Genomic DNA, 17,736 nt, shown 5'->3' with positions numbered 1-17,736 from the left:
ACACCTTTTAACACCTTTAGGTCCACCTTTTTACAAAATCCGCCACTAGGATATCGTGAACCCTCGACATGTTTCATTTCCTTAGCGGCACATACTCCTAAAATAAAAAAGCCAGCACTCCTGTGTACAGGGTGCTGGCTCTGATCGCTTTTAGCCTGTTTTTTACTCGGCAATAACAGCAAATTCTGCCCCCGAAGCGAAATCATCGCCACGCTGCGAGCTCAATGCCGTAAAGCGGATATAACGTCCCTTGACAGGTTTCTCAAAGCGAACAGTTTTGAGTTTCTTGTTTCGCTCGAATGTACCCGACATCACCTCTTCCCAGTTTTTACCGTCTTTACTTACCTGAATTTTATAATCCTTGATATCGCCATTGGCGCCATCCGCTCTCGGCAAAAATGTAAAACCTTTGATCGTCTTGACACTCGCGGCATCAAAATCAACCCAATGCGGATATTGAGCGACAGTAACTGAATACATCGTATGCCAGATTGAGGTAGGATCGCCATCCAACAGGTTCTTGGCATCACCTTCTCCGGTCTCCTGGCTGGAAGCAAAGACGACCTCCATCGGAACCGTCTCGATCTTGCTGTACTGCTGTGTCACTTTTAGTTTTTCATTCCCCTGGTACCAGGCCGTTATTGTTCCCCCTTGACGCAGATCAAAAGGGTTCTTGTAGGTATTTGCCTTTCCATTGTTCACCGTGTACAGTACAGTTTCTGCTTTATTTCCGGAAAGCACAGCTACCTCACCTGTGGAACTTCTGGCGAATGAAATAGGCGCATCACCAGCTGTAGCCACCCCTGCTTTAGCCAGATAATCATTTTGCTGTACAGGGCGGATAATAAATCCTATTGACGTTGGTGCCGCTTTCACACGGTCTTTTTCCAATGGGGGCCCCTGTCCACAACTGTTGCCCCCGAGTCCGGTGACCGCAGCGTCAAGGTGCACATGCACGCCGGAGCTCTTTGGCAATTGATACGGGTGCGGTGCAAAGGTCAATTCCAGCTCACTGTATTCCAACGCAGATGTCGCAAGATGTTCCTTTGCAATAAAGATCACTCCCTGTCCTTCCTTATTAGTTAGCGAAGTCCAGCGAACATCTTCGTTGTTACTCATATTCTGCGGATTAGGCCATGATACGAACTGATCTTTTACTGTACTTTTATGCAATTCAATAAATTGTGCCGTCTTACGATCTGCATAATTATTGATCGGACCACGTCCATAGTAGGTATAGTTGCCAAATTCACCCGGCAACTGCAAGGAATAACCCAACCTGGCCAATACAACAGATGCATTGTTGGAAGTAATGCTGGATGATAATTCAATCGAGCCATCTTGGTAAATCGTCCAGATCTGGTTGCTCGTAAACTTGAAATCATCCTTGCCAAATGGTTTATCCGTATGCTCTTTGAGTGTATAGGTTCCTGATGTTCCTCCTAACAAGGAAGCACCGTAGGGAGCCTGTGACTCAATTGTAAATGCCAAAACTACAGCTCCGTCTTTCTTGGTATAGCTATTGGAAGACAAGACTTTGTGCTTTAAGTTGTGTAAGCCCTTTTCAAACCATTGCTGGTAAGCCCAATTATCATTATCGACGGGCGCACGCAATGCATCCAGTTTAGGCCCTTCCCCATCGCGTATAATTTGCTTACCTGCATATGTTAAGCTGTAGATTGATCCGGTATTATTATCAAATTTCGCAAGAAACTGATCTCCTTTAACGATCTGCAGCTCACCTTCTTTGAATAAAACTGGATTTTTCCCTTTAACAACAGCCGAAATCAACGGTTTATTTTCTGCTGCTTTAACAAACAGCTGTTCTTCCATCTGAACAAAACCCTTATTTGCCCATGGCTTATCCTCTTTGAGCAGAAATTGAACCTTGACAAAATATTCAGATCCCGCATCCAATTTAGCATATTCGATTGGCAGGACAACCTGTTTTTTTCGACGTGCTTTGGGCAGATCAGCAGTGGCTATTGTACCTGTATATCCGGCAAGGGCTATCCCATCTTTGAACAGTGACCAGTGAACCTGATAGTCACCAAGATCTTTGAAATAGTTTTTATTGAATAGTTCAATTTTCCCCTGAGTCATATCAATGGCCTTAACGCCTACATTTTGATAAACCTTTTTTACCTCATAATATTGAGGTTTGGGTTTCATATCGGCAAAGATCAATCCATTGTTGACGAAAGTGCCATCATTCGGCTTGTCCCCAAAATCGCCGCCATAAGCCAGAAAGCGGTCTCCGGTTTTTTTATCGTAATAATACATCGCTTGGTCAATCCAGTCCCAGATTGCGCCCCCCATAAAGAAGTTTGTCGACTCCATGGCTTCCCAGTAATCAATTAAGTTACCGACGGCATTCCCCATCGAGTGCGAGTATTCAGAGATATGAAAAGGATATTTTAATTTATAGGTTCCCTTGACCGCCCCTCTGACCCAGTCAATCGAAGGATATTGATTTGAGCCCATATCCACGATCGCATTGTTGCGTTCGTACTGGACAGGTCTTGAGGTATCTATTTTTTTAATCGCATCATAAGCCGCTACAAAATTATCTCCGGGACCAGCCTCGTTACCAAGTGACCAGATCACGACAGAAGGATGGTTGATGGTAGCATGCACCATTTCGATATTCCGTGCTACATGGGCATTTTTCCATTCGGGAACATGAGAAAGCGATTCTTTTCCATAATAGTACTGATGGCTTTCAATATTGGCTTCATCCTCAAGATAAATGCCGTATTTGTCACAGAGGTAGTACCAATAGGGTGGTTCCGGATAGTGTGAATTACGCACGTGATTGATATTGGCACTTTTCATCAGCTTTACTTCGGCTTCCATCTGCTCGCGGGTAACGACTTTTCCATGTTCAGGATTCGTCTCATGGCGATTGACACCTTTTAGTTTAACCGTTTTGCCGTTGATGTAGTAATAACGTCCAGCAAGGCCAAATTCGTCGTCAGACGCTTTGGTATCTTTAATTTCAACCTTCCGAAATCCGACATAGGTAGAAACAGTCTCGATCGTCTTATTTTTCTTGTCCTTCAATTCGGCGACCAATGTATATCGATAGGGAAGTTCAGCGGACCATTTATCTGGATTTTTTACCGCTAATGTCGCTTCAATACTGTTCGAAGCCTTCGCATCCAATTGTGGAACAACAGCGGATACTTCAGCCTGGTCTACAAGTGTATTCTCATCGCTATACAGTTTATTCTTATATAAGGAGTAGACAAGCTTATAACCCTCAGCTTTCTTACTGCTTAAATTACGGACGGTACCCGTAATTTTTAAGGTACCATTTTCATAGCGATTATCCAATGTTGGAATTGCTGCCAGATCACGGACTTGGATTTTGGGTGTTGATGTCAACGAGACATCGCGAAATATTCCCGGCAGGCGAAACATATCCTGATCTTCCAAGAATGAAGCGTCCGAGTTACGGTAGACTTCTACCGCCAGCACGTTCTCCCCGTCTTTTTTTAAAAAAGAAGAGATATTAAAGGACGCAAGGTTTCTTGAATTTTTTGAAAAGCCAACATATTTGCCATTCACCCAGAGGTAGAAAAAGGAGTCTACCCCATCAAAATTGAGAAATACCTCACGACCATCCCAATCCTTCGGGACCGTAAAATTACGGCGGTATGACCCCACTTCATTGCGGTATATATAAGTCGTCCAATCTTGTGGCGGTGTACGCATTACCCCTCCACGCCAATCATCCACCTTTACCTGATGTTGAAAAATCACCCGTTGGTTGGTATAGATCGGTACACCATATTTTAAGCTGCCATCCTTTTGAATACCATAGATGTTCCAGCTCATTGGTACAGGTACGGATTCCCAGGCATTGACATCATATTGAGGATCGTAAAATTCTTTTGGACGTTCCTCGGGCGTCTTTACCCAATGAAACTTCCAGGAACCGTTGAGTGAGCGCCAAAAGTTACTATGTTCGGGAAGTACTTTTCTCGCAGTTTCAACGTTTGAAAAGGAAAAGAACGAAGCGCGTGGCAATTCCTTATTGAGAGATAGCAATTGGGGCGATTCCCATTCGTTTCCTTTTGGCGATAACATATCTCCATACTGAAATCCTGCAATAGGAGCCGTGGAAGTCTGCCCTATGATTGAGGCCGAATGCAGGGACAGCAAAGAGGCCAGTAAGGTTGAAAAAATAACGGATTTTCTTAACATCATGTATTTAAGCATTTTAGTTCAGGAAACCAAATGTAACTTCATTTTAGAGGAATAACAAGCAGATTATTAAAGCACTCGATTGCGAAACTTTTTCGATACATGGAAAAACAATTGTGGATTCGAAGCGTATCCGAATATAGGCGCAAAAACAAATGCTTTCGGTTTCAGGGAATAAGCAGTATTTTTGGGCGTAGATTTCGCATTCAACAAATAAAAGTTTACGTTTGAAAATATTTTGAAGATTTTCATTTTTCAAAGGGTTACAATTTAGGCATTAAGGTATTAATAGGTGAGTAAATTCAGTAAATCAGTCCTGCTAGAAAATGATGAGCAGATCATTGAAGGCCTCAAAGAAGGCAATAGCTTGGCGATAGATAGTATCTATAAACGATATTATCCGTCCATAAGCCATATGATACTGCAAAACAATGGAAGTGAGGATGAAGCAAAAGATATCTTTCAAGAGGCGGTGATTGTGCTCTATGATAAGGTTGCTAAAGGTGACTTTGAGCTCAGCAGCAAACTCAAAACATATCTTTACTCGATTTGCCGAAGGCTTTGGCTAAAGCAACTCAATCGTGCTGGTTTTGGCAATAGTGACATTAGCGGGTATGAAGATTCCCTATTTGAGGAAGAAGATTTACAACAGCATCAGGAACTTGAAAAAAAGTTCGATCAAATGGAACTTGCGCTAGAGAAAATGGGGGAACCCTGTAAGACAATCTTACATGATTTCTATATCTTAAACCACTCGATGCAGGACATCTGTGAAAAATTCGGTTACACCAACACAGACAACGCCAAGACTCAAAAATATAAATGCCTGCAACGGCTGAAAAAAATATTTTTTTCAACAGATTAACATTTGAGTAACACCATGGGAACAATGAATCAAAAAGAATTTTTCGAATTGGCTGATCAATATCTGCGCGGGGAGCTCTCTGCTGCGGAAAAAGCCGCATTCGAATCTTTTTGTGCTGAAAACCCTTCGTATGCTGCCCAATTACAACAACACCGCGACTTTGTTGCCCATATGAAGGAAACCAGCCAAAGGCTTGATTTCAAAAAAGTATTGGCTAACTCAGCCAAGGAATATCATGCATCCCAAAGTCCAACTGCAAAAGTGGTTCCGATAAAACAATCTACCGTTATATCACTTTGGGAACGGATCAAAGCAAGCTCTTTAGTAGCTGCAGTTGTAGCAGTATTTGCGGTATTTGGCACTTTATGGCTGAGTGGCTATTATAGCAACCTGGAAAAAGCCTCTTCGGATTACAGCGCGTTGCGCCGCGACATGAATAATGTCAAAAAAAATGTCAATGCCCACAACGCCGCAATAAAAGATATCAACGATAAAAAGTCGGTTAAAAGTAGCGAAAGTCAATTTGGAGCAACCGGTTTTATGTTGACAACAGATGGCTATGTGGTAACAAACTATCACGTCGTCAGCGGTGCTGATTCCATTTACCTGCAAAATAGTAAAGGGAACTCCTACAAAGCGCAAGTAGTTCACACCGACGCCAGCAAAGATTTAGCAATCCTATATATTGCCGATAAAAACTTCAAAAAGTCCAAAAGCTTGCCTTATACCTTCAAAACGTCTACTTCAGATTTAGGAGAAGATATCTATACCATAGGCTTTCCACGTGATGAAGCAGTATATGGACAAGGATACTTAAGCTCGTCAACAGGTTACGCGGGTGACACGATCGCTTATCAAATATCCGTTCCTGTCAATCCCGGAAACAGTGGTGGCCCCGTATTGGATAGCAGAGGCAATGTGATCGGTATTATCTCCGGTAAACAAAGAGGAATAGATGGTGCTGCTTTTGCCATCAAAACCAAGTCAATCATGAATGCGCTTGCTGATATTCCGAGCGACTCATTAACCACGGGCGTAAAAATCAATAAAAAGAATGCTTTGGCAGGTTTACCAAGAACAGAACAGATCAAAAAAATACAAGACTATATTTATATGGTTAAAGTCTATTAAGACTCCAACCTTAATGCTTATAAAAAAAGGCGGTACTTAAGTATCGCCTTTTTTTGCTGGGGCAATATTTGCCTCCAGCAGTGATTTCGATGCAAATAATGAATTGTTCCGCTAGCTCCAATTGAGGTTCGCAGTTCCTATGAGATAGGATCTAACAAAAGAAACTATCCTAAGAAGGAAATTCCCTGCGATAGGCACTCGAAAAGAGCTAATGAAGGACCTGGGCAAAATAAAAGAGGGAGCATCCTTTCTTACAGGACGCTCCCTCTTTTTATAAGAATTTCACACCTAATTGATTATAAATTAGGCTGTGGCGTTGTTCTTAAATAAGGTTTGATTTCCTTAAATCCTTTCGGAAATTTTGCTGGGATATCTTCCGTTTTGATCGCAGGGACAACAATGACATCTTCGCCATGTTTCCAGTCAGCGGGTGTTGCAACCTGATAATCGGCGGTAAGCTGCAGTGAATCAATTACACGTAAGATTTCATCAAAATTACGTCCTGTAGATGCAGGATATGTCAATGTCAACTTTATTTTTTTATCCGGGCCGATAATGAAAACCGAACGTACAGTTGCCGTCAGCGAAGCATTTGGATGAATCATATCGTAAAGCTCGGAAATATGGCGATCCTCATCGGCAATAACCGGAAAATTAACTTCTGTTTGCTGTGTTTCATTGATATCCTTGATCCAGTTCAAATGATCGGTAACGTTGTCTACACTCAAGGCAATCGCTTTAACTCCTCGCTTGTCAAATTCAGATTTCAATTTCGCCGTACGACCTAGCTCCGTTGTACATACAGGTGTATAATCAGAAGGATGTGAAAAAAACACCACCCAACTGTCTTTAATATAATCGTGAAAATCTATTTCACCAATAGTCGTTTGCGCTTTAAAATTTGGCGCTTCGTCTCCTAATCTTAAACTCATAATCTTATCATTTAAATATGTTCAAAACTACATACTCTACAAATATAGTAGATTAAATTTAGCAAACAAATAATTCCCCATTTTTTTAGATTCAGATGAAAAACAAACCTAAAATACTATGCAAGCATAATATATATTTAGTATATTTGGGTATAAGTGATCTATTTCTCCAACAAATGGATTGAAATTAGCGCTCCTACTGCGGGTTTTAAAAACATTTTTGCTTCGCGGTGATTTGTAAACAGTTACAGTTATGATAAGTTATAGACCATAAAAATTGAGATATCATGAACTTTGAATTAAGCGAAGAGCATAAAATGATCCGTGATGCGGCGCGGGAGTTTGCCCAGGAACTAAAAGCAGGCGTCATACAACGGGACGAGGAGGCCCAATTTCCTACCGATTTTGTCAAACAAATGGCCGAACTTGGATTTATGGGTATCATGACCCCAGAGGCCTACGGCGGTGCCGGTATGGATACCCTGGCCTATGTTCTGGTATTGGAGGAAATCGCGAAAATTGATGCATCTGCAGCCGTTATTGTTTCAGCACATAATTCGTTGGTACTATATGGACTCAACGCCTACGGAACCGAAGAGCAAAAACAAAAGTATCTGGTTCCACTTGCCAAGGGAGAGAAACTGGGCGCATTTGCGCTTTCGGAACCTGAGGCAGGCTCTGACGCCTCCTCGCAACATACAATAGCCGAAGACAAAGGCGATCATTATCTATTGAATGGCACGAAGAACTGGATTACAAACGGCGGTCACGCCGATATCTACCTCGTTATTGCACAGACTCATCCAGAAAAAGGTCATAAAGGAATCAATGTGTTGATTGTCGAAAAGGGACTGCCGGGTTTCACCATTGGACCAAAGGAAAATAAACTGGGAATTCGAAGTTCAGACACACATTCCTTGCTATTTTCCGATGTTAAAGTTCCAAAGGAAAATCGTATCGGTGAGGATGGTTTTGGATTTAAATTTGCCATGAAAACTCTTGATGGAGGTCGTATAGGCATCGCGGCGCAAGCCTTGGGTATTGCGGCCGGTGCTTACAATCTGGCACTTGCCTATGCCAAGGAACGCAAAACATTTGGAAAACCTATTTCGGAACATCAGGCTATCCAATTTAAACTGGCCGATATGGAAGTCGATATCGAAACGGCCCGACTGTTGACCTATAAGGCTGCATGGACCAAAGATCAGGGGCTGCCGTATGGAAAGGAGGCCGCAATGGCCAAGCTTCATGCCTCTGAGGTAGCCATGAAACATACCGTCGAAGCTGTACAGGTACACGGCGGTTACGGTTATGTGAAAGAATATCATGTAGAAAGACTAATGCGTGATGCCAAAATCACCCAGATCTATGAGGGTACATCCGAGATACAACGGCTGGTCATTGCGCGGGAAATCTTGCGGTAAAAACGTACAACATTGCTTAGAATAAAAAATTCAGTTCGCATTTAAAGAAACGAACTGAATTTTTTTATTGATTATTCAATTTACTATCTATCATCGACAGGTACTGATAATCCTGAAAAGAAAAACTCGCCGTCTCAGCCATCGCCAAATTTAAGAGGAGCTTTGCTTTCCGCAATAAATTCTGCTGTTCTTCACCCTGTACATTCAACCCATCAAAGAAGAAGGTCAACGCCAGTGGATGTAGCTGCTGTGCTTGCAATGCTTCTCTTGAATAGGACGTAAGTTCATCATCAGAGAGCAGCAAATAAAAATCGCGATCTTTGTCAAAATACTTTTTATAGGCATCTGCAAATAAAGCCGGGTCACTAGGCTCGGCAAAAGCATCATATCCTTCGATCCAAATACGAAGAAATTTTCCGATATCTTCAACCCAACGCACCATTAAATCTTTTTTAAAACTTACTCCCATTTTGAAATCTATTATCGGATCTGTCCATTGCCCCGGACAATCCATTTTTCTGTTACCAATTTTTCCAGTGCAAAGGGACCACGGGCGTGCAATTTTTGCGTTGAAATACCTATTTCAGCCCCCAGTCCAAATTCCCCACCGTCCGTAAAACGCGTTGAAGCATTTGCATAGACCGCTGCAGCATCCACTTCATTCAAAAACCGTTCAATAGCCAACTCATTTGAAGACACAATACACTCCGAATGTTTTGAAGAATACTTTTCGATATGTTCCAATGCTTCGTCCAATCCATTGACTGTTTTTATCGAACACTTCAAATCTAGAAATTCTCTACCGAAATCCGCTTCTTCTGCTGCCTTTAAATTTGAAAATCCATGCTGCTCCAATCGCTCAAATGCATAAGTGTCTGCAAAAACTTCCACGGCGGCATGCTCAAAATAAGGTGCCAGTTTAATTAAAAACTCGGGTGCCACCTGCTGATCCACTAAAACCGTATCCAAAGAATTGCAGACTGATGGTCTGGAGATCTTTGCATTGGCGACAATTTTTGCTGCCATTTCGAGATCGGCAGTTTGATCCACATAGGTATGACATACTCCCGCACCAGTTTCAATCACCGGAACTTTCGCATTTGCCCGTACAAAATTTATCAGAGATTGTGAGCCCCGCGGAATAATAATGTCCACATATTTAGTTGCCTCCAGCAATTCTGACACATGTTTGCGATCGACCGGCAATAATTGTACAATATCTTTTGGTATCTCCTGTTCTTCTAGGACAGCATGAATGACTTCCAGCAAGGCTACATTTGTATAGAGCGCATCAGAACCACCCCTCAACAGACAAACATTCCCTGATTGTATGCAAAGAGCTGCAACATCAATGGTCACGTTTGGACGGGATTCATAGATCACACCAACCACACCAAGGGGCACAGTAATTTTCTCTATTTCCAGTCCATTGGGCAGCATTTTCTTCAGCAACAGCTGATCCGTTGGGTCTGCCAAATCAGCAATCTGCTTTACACTATCGGACAGCGCCTTCAAACGACCACTATTCAGTAGAAGGCGGTCTTTTTTGGGATCTTCATCGTCCATACGATCCAGATCCATTTTATTTGCCTGCAGGATAGGAGCTTCTTCTTCAATAAGAGCAGCAGCAATCGCATCTAATGTTTTCTTTTTACCTTCTGGAGAAAGCTGCTGCAAGAACTGTTTTGCCTTCGTTGCCGCCTTCAGTTGTTCAATTATTGTTTCACTCATAACAATACGATATCATTTGCATGCGCAATTTCTAAATTCTTTTTACTGGACTGAGATAACAAAGATGAATCCATTTTCGCCCTGGCCACGGCCACCGTCAGACCTTCGAGATTCACAATGTTCAACACCTCCCCCTTCTCAAAATGTTCAACAATACGGGTTACCCCCACAGCCAATAAGCTTTTATGTTTTAATAAAGCCTCTTCGGCACCACGATCAATCATCAATTCGCCCTTAATCAAACTTCCGCTCGCTAGCCATTTTTTTCGCGAAGAGATCTTTTTACTCTCAGGCAAACACAAGGTACCTGTCTCATGTTTGAGGGCTTTTGTGATCGCATCTTCGGTCTGCATGCTAAAAATGACCACCCCGATCCCCATCTGATTGGCAAGCCGTGCAAAATTCAGTTTAGAGGTCATACCACCTAATCCGACAGCAGATTTATCTTTTCTTGCCAATCCCAGAATATCCCGGTCAATGGTCTCAATAGTCTCTATAATTTTATTATTCGCGTCCAATACCCCGGGAACAGAAGTACTAAACAATAATTTTTCAGCTCCAAATCCAACAGCAATAAGTGTTGCGAGTTCGTCGTTATCCGAAAACTTCAGCTCTTTATTGCTCACCACATCATTTTCATTGGCTACAGGGATTACATTGTTGCGCCAAAGTTCCTCATAGGTATTCTTTAACTGCAGGAACTGATCCCGATTGGAAAAATGATGTCGCTCGCATAAGCTTTGTGCCAATGAAATCTTAAAAGGCCTGAAATAGGTGGAATACGTATTAATCAATATCGGATTCCCAATGGCAGCTGCCGCTTTCCGCTCGGACAGCGTGCCTGTGTAACGGGGGAGAAAACGCTTGCCGGCAGCAACAGCACCCGAAGATACCAGGACAATATTGTACTTCCTCTGTAAAGAAGCAATCTGCCTGGCAATCTCCAAAACAATACGTTCATCAACTTCTCCCTCTTTCGTGGTAATAGAAGCCGATCCAAATTTGACAACGAGAATAGGCTTTTTCATTGTAAGTATGCTTTAGTTTAGATTAAAGCTCTAATTTAGTGAGAAGAATTTGATTTTTGCAAAATATGTTAATATTTGAACAATATAATTCAACCGTTCATTCCTTCAGTGATAAGGATTACAATGGATTAGAAAGCGAAAATGGGGAAATATCGGATTGTGAAAATTAGGATGGCTCCGATGGGATCGGATGCCCCTTCAAATACAAATAGGCATAAAGTCAAAAAAGCAGGCACTCTTATGTGTACTCTCAAAAAGTCAGGCACTTTCTGAGGTGGTACACTTGATTGAGCGCTGCTTCTCGTTAAAGATATAGTAGGATATGTTATTTTTTTAGTATTTGGTGTAGGTCAAATCGTAAACCGATATTAAACGTGCGGTTATAGAGTTTTACATTCTCATTGACGCTCATGTCTTTCATCCCATAATTGGCCCCCATGAAAAGACCATAGCCACCATTCCATTTGTAGCCCAAATTAAAGCCCAAACCATAATCTGATGGATTGGTTGTCGCGTCATAAAACTTTCCATCATTATTGTTGACGTTCATTTGAATACCGTAATATGGGCTAGCAGCAAGGTAAATTCGACCTTCGCCAATAGTAATATTATAAGCAATATTCAACGGGATATCAATTGCATTTCTCCGGTAGCTGGTCCAGTTATTTTCCAAGGTATGCTTGGCCTCCATACCATTTTGGGTAAAGTTGACTTCAGGTTGAATAGAAATCCCAGCAATGAGCGGGATTTCGACAAAAACACCTGCCGTAATCCCAGAGATGCTTCTAAAGCTATAATTGTGGGATCGTTTGTTGGATAATAGCGATCCAGCGTTCGTATATCCCGCATTTATACCGTAAGAAATCTTACTTTGACAAAATGCTGTGGAAAGCGCAAATAACAGCATAACGCTGCCAATTAAATGTTTCATATGTGGTCAATTTATTTATAATTGCCACAAATATGCACCGCGAAATCCTAATTAAAATGCTATTTAGCGTTGTTTAACAAATCTTAATATTGATTAACAATAATTAATAGATATTAACACAAAGGAACTATTACGAGGAGAATCTTTCCTCGTACACTTTCTCTAAAGAGAACATTTCGTCACGGTATTTTGCTGCTTCCAAGAAGTCCATTTCTTTTGCAGCTTTATCCATTTTCTTCCGTACATTATCAATCGCTTTCTTCAGATCTTTCTCGCTCAAGTACTGCATGACTGGGTCTGCTGCAATAGCCTGTGTAGGGTCTGGCTCAACGTAAATCTTCTGTTCAACGCCTGAGAAATCGGCGACAGAGGTCTGTTCCAGGATCTCTTCCCTGGTCTTACCAACCGTGCGTGGCGTAATACCATGTTCGACATTATAGTTCATCTGCTTATCCCGGCGCCGGTTGGTTTCGTCTATCGTAACACGCATACTATCTGTCATTTTATCCGCGTACATAATAACCCGCCCTTTATCATTCCGGGCAGCACGTCCAATGGTTTGGATCAGCGAGCGCTCAGAACGTAAAAAACCTTCTTTATCAGCGTCGAGAATAGCGACAAGTGTGACTTCAGGCAGATCCAATCCCTCCCGAAGCAAATTCACTCCCACCAAAATATCAAATTCACCCAAACGTAATCCCCTTAAAATCTCCACACGTTCCAAGGTTTTAATTTCGGAGTGTATATAACGCACTTTCAGATTCAGCTTGGTCATGTATTTGGACAGCTCCTCCGCCATCCGTTTGGTCAGGGTCGTTGCCAAGACACGCCCCCCTTCTTTAATTGTTTTATCGACTTCCTCCAAGAAATCATCGACCTGATTGATCGCCGGGCGAACCTCAATAACAGGATCCAATAAGCCTGTCGGACGGATGACCTGCTCAACAACAACACCTTCTGTTTGCTGCAATTCATAGTCTCCGGGGGTAGCTGAAACATAAATGGTCTGATTGGTCAGCGATTCAAACTCCGGAAAATTGAGCGGCCTGTTGTCCAATGCTGCCGGCAATCGAAAACCATGTTCTACCAAAGAGACCTTACGTGAACGGTCACCACCATACATGGCCCGTAACTGGGGCAAGGTAACATGGCTCTCATCAATAACAAGCAGGTAGTCCTCCGGAAAATAATCCAGTAAACAGAAAGGGCGCATACCCGGTTTTCTGCCATCAAAGAATCGGGAATAATTTTCTATCCCGGAACAATAGCCCAGTTCGCGCATCATTTCCAGATCATAGTTCACCCGCTCTTCCAAACGTTTGGCTTCCAGCATAAGCCCTTCCTCCTCCAATTGCGTCTTACGCTGCATCAATTCATCCTGAATAGCCCAGATCGATTCCTTAAATTTCTCTTTCGGTGTAACGAAAAGGTTCGCAGGAAAAAGCGCTAGATCTTCCATTTTGTTCAAGGTCTTACCAGATACCGGATCGATCTCACTCAATTCATCAATCTCATCGCCAAAAAATGAAATACGGATCGCAAAATCCAGGTAAGCCGGATATACGTCTACGGTATCTCCTTTAACACGAAATGTACCGCGCTTAAACTCTGTTGTTGTTCTGGAATAGAGAATTTCAACCAACTTATGTAAAAAGGCATTTCGCGTAATTGTCATCCCTACGCCAAAACGAAAAATTGATCGTGAGAAATCTTCTGGATTTCCCATACCATAAATACAGGACACCGAAGAGACCACAACAATATCGCGTCGTCCGGACATCAATGCAGAAGTCGTCGCCAATCGCAGTTTCTCGATTTCTTCGTTGATCGCCAGATCTTTTTCTATATAGGTATTTGTGGAGGCTATAAATGCTTCAGGCTGATAATAATCATAATAAGAAACAAAGTAATTGACCGAATTATTCGGGAAGAACTGTTTGAATTCACCATACAGCTGTGCAGCCAATGTTTTATTATGACTCAATATCAGCGTTGGCTTTTGTGTTTCTTGAATTACATTGGCTACGGTAAATGTTTTACCGGATCCCGTAACCCCCAGAAGTGTCTGATATTGCTCGCCCTGCTCCACACCTGCTACCAATTCTTTGATTGCCTCTGGCTGATCACCTGTCGGTCTATACTCTGATGTTAATTCAAATTTCATACAATTCCTATTTCTTAAAGAAAACTATTTCGACCTTTCGCTAAACATCATAGCAGGTGTGTTACTACATTTCTGCTAAAAAAATCCGTCACACAAACTCCATGATGTAATCTACTAACGTTGCGATTGTGCAACAATGGTCTAGGGCCATATATCAAATGGTCTACCCACAAATTTACTAATTTTTTTACCATTTTATATCAAACTATAATTATGCCGAAGATGTTATTACTTTCAGTTGATTATTTACTATCTTTAGCTTTAACAGAACTAGCACGCACGCCATGGTCACTATTCTATCTACCCAAAATAGCATTGCAAATCATTTTATTGCAGAATTGAGAGATGTTACGATTCAGCGCGATCGTATGCGTTTCCGACGGAATCTGGAACGACTCGGAGAAGTATTTGCTTATGAGATCAGCAAAACCATGACATTTAAACCTGTGGAAGTTGAAACACCATTGGGCGTCGCCAAAACACATCTGTTAATGGAACAACCGGTATTGGCGACCATCCTAAGAGCCGGACTTCCCTTCCATCAAGGCTTATTAAATGTCTTTGATCAAGCAGACAACACCTTTATCGCGGCGTATCGCCACACCAAGAAGAGCGGTGAGTTTGAAGTTCATAAAGAATATGTAAATACCCCCAATTTAGATAATAGAACGGTCATCATCGTCGACCCAATGCTGGCAACCGGAAAGAGCCTCGTCTTATGCTGCAAAGATCTTTTGGCAGAATACGAGATTAAAGAACTTCATATTGTTGCAGCAATTGCCTCGGAAGAAGGATTAAACCATGTCAAGGCTTTCGTTCCTACCGCACATATCTGGGTAGGCGATGTCGACCATGAATTGACAACAAAAGCCTATATTGTTCCCGGTCTTGGCGATGCCGGAGATCTGGCCTATGGTGAAAAACTTCATTAATGTGGATAATTATTTAAAATTAAATTAACACTTAGCTCATTGAAATTCAGTAAATTTATGTCAATGATGAAGTTTAATTTTTTTATATCTAATTTATACCACTATGAGATGGCAAAAATACAATGGCGAATCCATTCGCTCCACGATTTTCGATGCTGTTGAAGAAGTCATTAAACGAGAAGATGCCCTCGGGAATAAGCTCAAGGTTTATATCGGCACCGATTCCCAGGTAAAGAGGGGAATCATCGACTTTGCCACCGTCATCGTCTTTCTCCGGGAACATAAAGGTGGATTTATGTTTATCCAGCGGGACAAAAGGCATCACCGAATGAGTATTAAAGAACGGATGCTGCTCGAAGTCCAAAAATCCATCGACATCGCCTACCAACTCTGCCCCCTCCTCGAAAAACACAAAGTAGACCTCGAAGTCCACGCCGACATCAACACCAATCCAAATTTCCAGTCAAATGTAGCCCTCAAAGAGGCCATGGGGTATATTATGGGTATGGGTTTTGTATTTAAGGCCAAACCAGAGTCGTTTGCGAGTACCAACTGTGCCAATAAACAGGTGCAGTAGCTGACTATTGGACAGACTTTGTATCTTTAGGTGTAATTTTAATACACCAGATGCAAGATTTTTTTCAGCAGGTTGCGCGTCAATTTGCCCAGACCTCTTGGCTTGAATGGTTAGGTACACTGACGGGCTTTCTTTGTGTTTATTTGGCGGCAAAGCAGAACATATGGAACTGGCCCATTAGTATCATCAGTGTGTTGTCCTATGCCATTCTTTTTTATGATGCCAGGCTTTACGGCGATACCGTATTGCAATTTTATTTTCTATCCACAGCCATATACGGCTGGTATTATTGGCATAAGCGAAGGGAGGAAAATAAGAAACCAATTGTTAAGGCCAATAAAAAGCAGCTGATGCTAATCATTCTCGCTATCATCTGTTTAACAGCTCTAATAGGTTACCTCTTGGACAATAAGACGAATTCCGATGTCCCTTATATCGATGCATTCTGTACCTCAGTTAGCTTTCTAGCCCAGTTTCTAATGACGAGAAAGATCCTTCAGAACTGGCTTCTTTGGGTTTTCGTGGATATCTGCTATATTCCATTGTATATACACAAAGAACTTATGCTAACAGCTGTACTGTATCTTGTATTCTCCATAATTGCCTGGAATGGTTATCGTGACTGGCAAAAAAGCTATAAAAATTTTGCGTAATATTGCCTATCAAAAGGATAGATGTGGGAAAAGAGTTAATAAAAATTGCCGTCGTAGGCCCCGAGTCTACAGGAAAGTCAACCATGGCACAGTATCTCGCTGAAAAATTTCAAACGGTCTGCGTTCCGGAATATTCGCGCTACTACTGTCAGAGCCTCAATAATAAATACACTTTACAGGATGAGGTCAATATGTTTTATGGACAGGTTGCTTTGGAAGAAGCACTCCTCCCTTTAGCAAAGGGAAATATGCTGTTCTGTGACACTACTTTTATGACTGTGAAAATCTGGTCTGACTATCTATTCAAGCATACCCCAAAAGAAATCACGGACAAGATCCGGCAACATCCATATGATCTCTACTTACTGATGGATATCGACCTTCCCTGGCAGGACGATCCCTTAAGAGATTTTCCGGAGCAACGAGAATACTTTATGGAGGTATGGAAAACGGAATTAAATGCTGTCAATGGTCAATATCACATTATCTCAGGCGAGGGACAGCAGCGACTGGAAAATGGCTTAACAGCTGTTAACGATTTTCTGACATTGATTTGAGACAAGCACCTTGACGAAGCAGCCTTTTACAGCTATATTTGTACTTGTAAAGTATACCTCTTAGTGCAATAAACAAGAAAGTTATAATGTAACTAAAAGCTGTACTCTACCGAATTAAATTAGAATATTAACATTTTACTTAAGAAATAATGTATCCAGAATATTTAGTAGCTCCAATGCGTCAAGAGTTAGTTGATGCGGGATTCGAAGAATTAAAAACTCCAGAAGCAGTTGATACTGCAATCGCTTCAGAAGGAACCGTTTTTGTGGTTGTAAACTCCGTTTGTGGTTGTGCGGCAGCAAATGCGCGTCCTGCAGCAAAAGCGGCTGTAAAAAACGAAAAACATCCGGCAAAACTAGTTACTGTTTTCGCAGGTATGGAAACTGACGCTGTTAACACAGCACGTAACTACATGTTGCCCTACCCCCCATCTTCTCCGGCAATGGCATTGTTCAAAGATGGTAAATTGGTACACATGATTGAAAGACATATGATTGAAGGTCGCCCGGCACAAATGATTGCTGACAATTTAGTTGCAGCATTTGACGAGTACTGCTAATCACGTATTTTGATTTTTGAATTAAAACGGCTATCCGAATTA

15 protein-coding genes are annotated in these 17,736 nt (G+C 41.8%); 8 read left to right on the top strand and 7 right to left on the bottom strand.

Translation table 11 applies throughout. The features are described 5' to 3' along the window. Positions 1-162: 162 nt before the first annotated feature. Positions 163-4,212: a glycoside hydrolase family 2 TIM barrel-domain containing protein gene (locus ABTV71_RS03445; protein WP_433902257.1), complete on the bottom strand. Its 4,050-nt coding sequence runs from the start codon at positions 4,210-4,212 to the stop codon at positions 163-165. Between the two features lie 289 nt (positions 4,213-4,501). On the opposite strand from ABTV71_RS03445, the gene ABTV71_RS03440 reads away from it, so the two are divergent. Together ABTV71_RS03440 and ABTV71_RS03435 are read left to right on the top strand one after the other, a co-directional pair. Then, complete coding sequence (locus ABTV71_RS03440; protein ID WP_120261390.1) at positions 4,502-5,074, top strand: RNA polymerase sigma factor; 573 nt, start codon at positions 4,502-4,504, stop codon at positions 5,072-5,074. Between the two features lie 24 nt (positions 5,075-5,098). After that, on the top strand, positions 5,099-6,205 hold the full coding sequence (locus ABTV71_RS03435) for a trypsin-like peptidase domain-containing protein (RefSeq protein WP_433902256.1): 1,107 nt from the start codon (positions 5,099-5,101) through the stop codon (positions 6,203-6,205). 296 nt (positions 6,206-6,501) lie between these two features. Here ABTV71_RS03435 and ABTV71_RS03430 read toward each other — a convergent pair whose 3' ends face one another. After that, positions 6,502-7,137, bottom strand: a complete 636-nt coding sequence (locus ABTV71_RS03430; RefSeq protein ID WP_121125603.1) for a peroxiredoxin — start codon at positions 7,135-7,137, stop codon at positions 6,502-6,504. Positions 7,138-7,424: 287 nt separating this feature from the next. On the opposite strand from ABTV71_RS03430, the gene ABTV71_RS03425 reads away from it, so the two are divergent. Then, the gene (locus tag ABTV71_RS03425) at positions 7,425-8,561 is read left to right on the top strand and encodes an acyl-CoA dehydrogenase (RefSeq protein ID WP_343563241.1); all 1,137 of its coding nucleotides are present in this window, start codon (positions 7,425-7,427) and stop codon (positions 8,559-8,561) included. A 64-nt stretch (positions 8,562-8,625) separates the two neighbouring features. Here ABTV71_RS03425 and ABTV71_RS03420 read toward each other — a convergent pair whose 3' ends face one another. The 5 genes from ABTV71_RS03420 to uvrB all read right to left on the bottom strand — a co-directional run bounded on the left by ABTV71_RS03420 (position 8,626) and on the right by uvrB (position 14,415). After that, positions 8,626-9,030, bottom strand: a complete 405-nt coding sequence (locus ABTV71_RS03420; RefSeq protein WP_433902255.1) for a hypothetical protein — start codon at positions 9,028-9,030, stop codon at positions 8,626-8,628. An 11-nt stretch (positions 9,031-9,041) separates the two neighbouring features. Next, entirely contained in the window at positions 9,042-10,292 is a 1,251-nt protein-coding gene (locus ABTV71_RS03415; RefSeq protein ID WP_433902254.1) for a glutamate-5-semialdehyde dehydrogenase, read from the bottom strand. After that, a complete protein-coding gene (proB, locus tag ABTV71_RS03410) occupies positions 10,289-11,320 on the bottom strand; it encodes a glutamate 5-kinase (protein WP_433902253.1) in 1,032 nt (343 codons plus the stop codon). Before proB ends, ABTV71_RS03415 begins: the two co-directional genes overlap by 4 nt. Before the next feature lie 325 nt (positions 11,321-11,645). Further along, the gene (locus tag ABTV71_RS03405) at positions 11,646-12,251 is read right to left on the bottom strand and encodes an outer membrane beta-barrel protein (protein ID WP_433902252.1); all 606 of its coding nucleotides are present in this window, start codon (positions 12,249-12,251) and stop codon (positions 11,646-11,648) included. Positions 12,252-12,381: 130 nt separating this feature from the next. After that, on the bottom strand, positions 12,382-14,415 hold the full coding sequence (gene uvrB / locus ABTV71_RS03400) for an excinuclease ABC subunit UvrB (RefSeq protein ID WP_121125609.1): 2,034 nt from the start codon (positions 14,413-14,415) through the stop codon (positions 12,382-12,384). Positions 14,416-14,699: 284 nt separating this feature from the next. Here uvrB and upp point away from each other — a divergent pair, with 284 nt between their 5' ends. From upp to ABTV71_RS03375, 5 genes are all read left to right on the top strand, one after another. After that, a complete protein-coding gene (upp, locus tag ABTV71_RS03395; protein WP_121125610.1) occupies positions 14,700-15,347 on the top strand; it encodes a uracil phosphoribosyltransferase in 648 nt (215 codons plus the stop codon). Positions 15,348-15,450: 103 nt separating this feature from the next. Beyond that, positions 15,451-15,924: a ribonuclease H-like YkuK family protein gene (locus ABTV71_RS03390; protein ID WP_046672303.1), complete on the top strand. Its 474-nt coding sequence runs from the start codon at positions 15,451-15,453 to the stop codon at positions 15,922-15,924. Positions 15,925-15,974: 50 nt separating this feature from the next. After that, positions 15,975-16,577 (top strand): nicotinamide riboside transporter PnuC, encoded by a 603-nt coding sequence (gene pnuC / locus ABTV71_RS03385; RefSeq protein WP_433902251.1) that lies wholly within the window; start codon positions 15,975-15,977, stop codon positions 16,575-16,577. A gap of 23 nt (positions 16,578-16,600) precedes the next feature. Continuing rightward, a complete protein-coding gene (locus ABTV71_RS03380) occupies positions 16,601-17,134 on the top strand; it encodes an AAA family ATPase (RefSeq protein WP_433902250.1) in 534 nt (177 codons plus the stop codon). Positions 17,135-17,283: 149 nt separating this feature from the next. Then, positions 17,284-17,694, top strand: coding sequence for a BrxA/BrxB family bacilliredoxin (locus ABTV71_RS03375; RefSeq protein WP_104385107.1), 411 nt, complete (start codon positions 17,284-17,286; stop codon positions 17,692-17,694). Positions 17,695-17,736: the final 42 nt, after the last annotated feature.

Origin of the sequence: Sphingobacterium puteale (genome assembly GCF_050986225.1) — a bacterium.
GTDB lineage: Bacteria > Bacteroidota > Bacteroidia > Sphingobacteriales > Sphingobacteriaceae > Sphingobacterium > Sphingobacterium puteale.
The sequence above is the reverse complement of the archived record's forward strand: the minus strand, read 5'-3'. Positions and strand labels throughout refer to the sequence as shown.

Bases quoted from the DNA above. Each gene is read 5' to 3' on its own strand.
- ABTV71_RS03390 (WP_046672303.1), top strand. From the start codon at position 15,451: ATGAGATGGCAAAAATACAATGGCGAATCCATTCGCTCCACGATTTTC.
- pnuC (WP_433902251.1), top strand. From the start codon at position 15,975: ATGCAAGATTTTTTTCAGCAGGTTGCGCGTCAATTTGCCCAGACCTCT.
- proB (WP_433902253.1), bottom strand. From the start codon at position 11,320: ATGAAAAAGCCTATTCTCGTTGTCAAATTTGGATCGGCTTCTATTACC.
- ABTV71_RS03405 (WP_433902252.1), bottom strand. From the start codon at position 12,251: ATGAAACATTTAATTGGCAGCGTTATGCTGTTATTTGCGCTTTCCACA.
- uvrB (WP_121125609.1), bottom strand. From the start codon at position 14,415: ATGAAATTTGAATTAACATCAGAGTATAGACCGACAGGTGATCAGCCA.
- ABTV71_RS03420 (WP_433902255.1), bottom strand. From the start codon at position 9,030: ATGGGAGTAAGTTTTAAAAAAGATTTAATGGTGCGTTGGGTTGAAGAT.
- ABTV71_RS03375 (WP_104385107.1), top strand. From the start codon at position 17,284: ATGTATCCAGAATATTTAGTAGCTCCAATGCGTCAAGAGTTAGTTGAT.
- ABTV71_RS03430 (WP_121125603.1), bottom strand. From the start codon at position 7,137: ATGAGTTTAAGATTAGGAGACGAAGCGCCAAATTTTAAAGCGCAAACG.
- upp (WP_121125610.1), top strand. From the start codon at position 14,700: ATGGTCACTATTCTATCTACCCAAAATAGCATTGCAAATCATTTTATT.
- ABTV71_RS03425 (WP_343563241.1), top strand. From the start codon at position 7,425: ATGAACTTTGAATTAAGCGAAGAGCATAAAATGATCCGTGATGCGGCG.
- ABTV71_RS03415 (WP_433902254.1), bottom strand. From the start codon at position 10,292: ATGAGTGAAACAATAATTGAACAACTGAAGGCGGCAACGAAGGCAAAA.
- ABTV71_RS03435 (WP_433902256.1), top strand. From the start codon at position 5,099: ATGAATCAAAAAGAATTTTTCGAATTGGCTGATCAATATCTGCGCGGG.
- ABTV71_RS03445 (WP_433902257.1), bottom strand. From the start codon at position 4,212: ATGATGTTAAGAAAATCCGTTATTTTTTCAACCTTACTGGCCTCTTTG.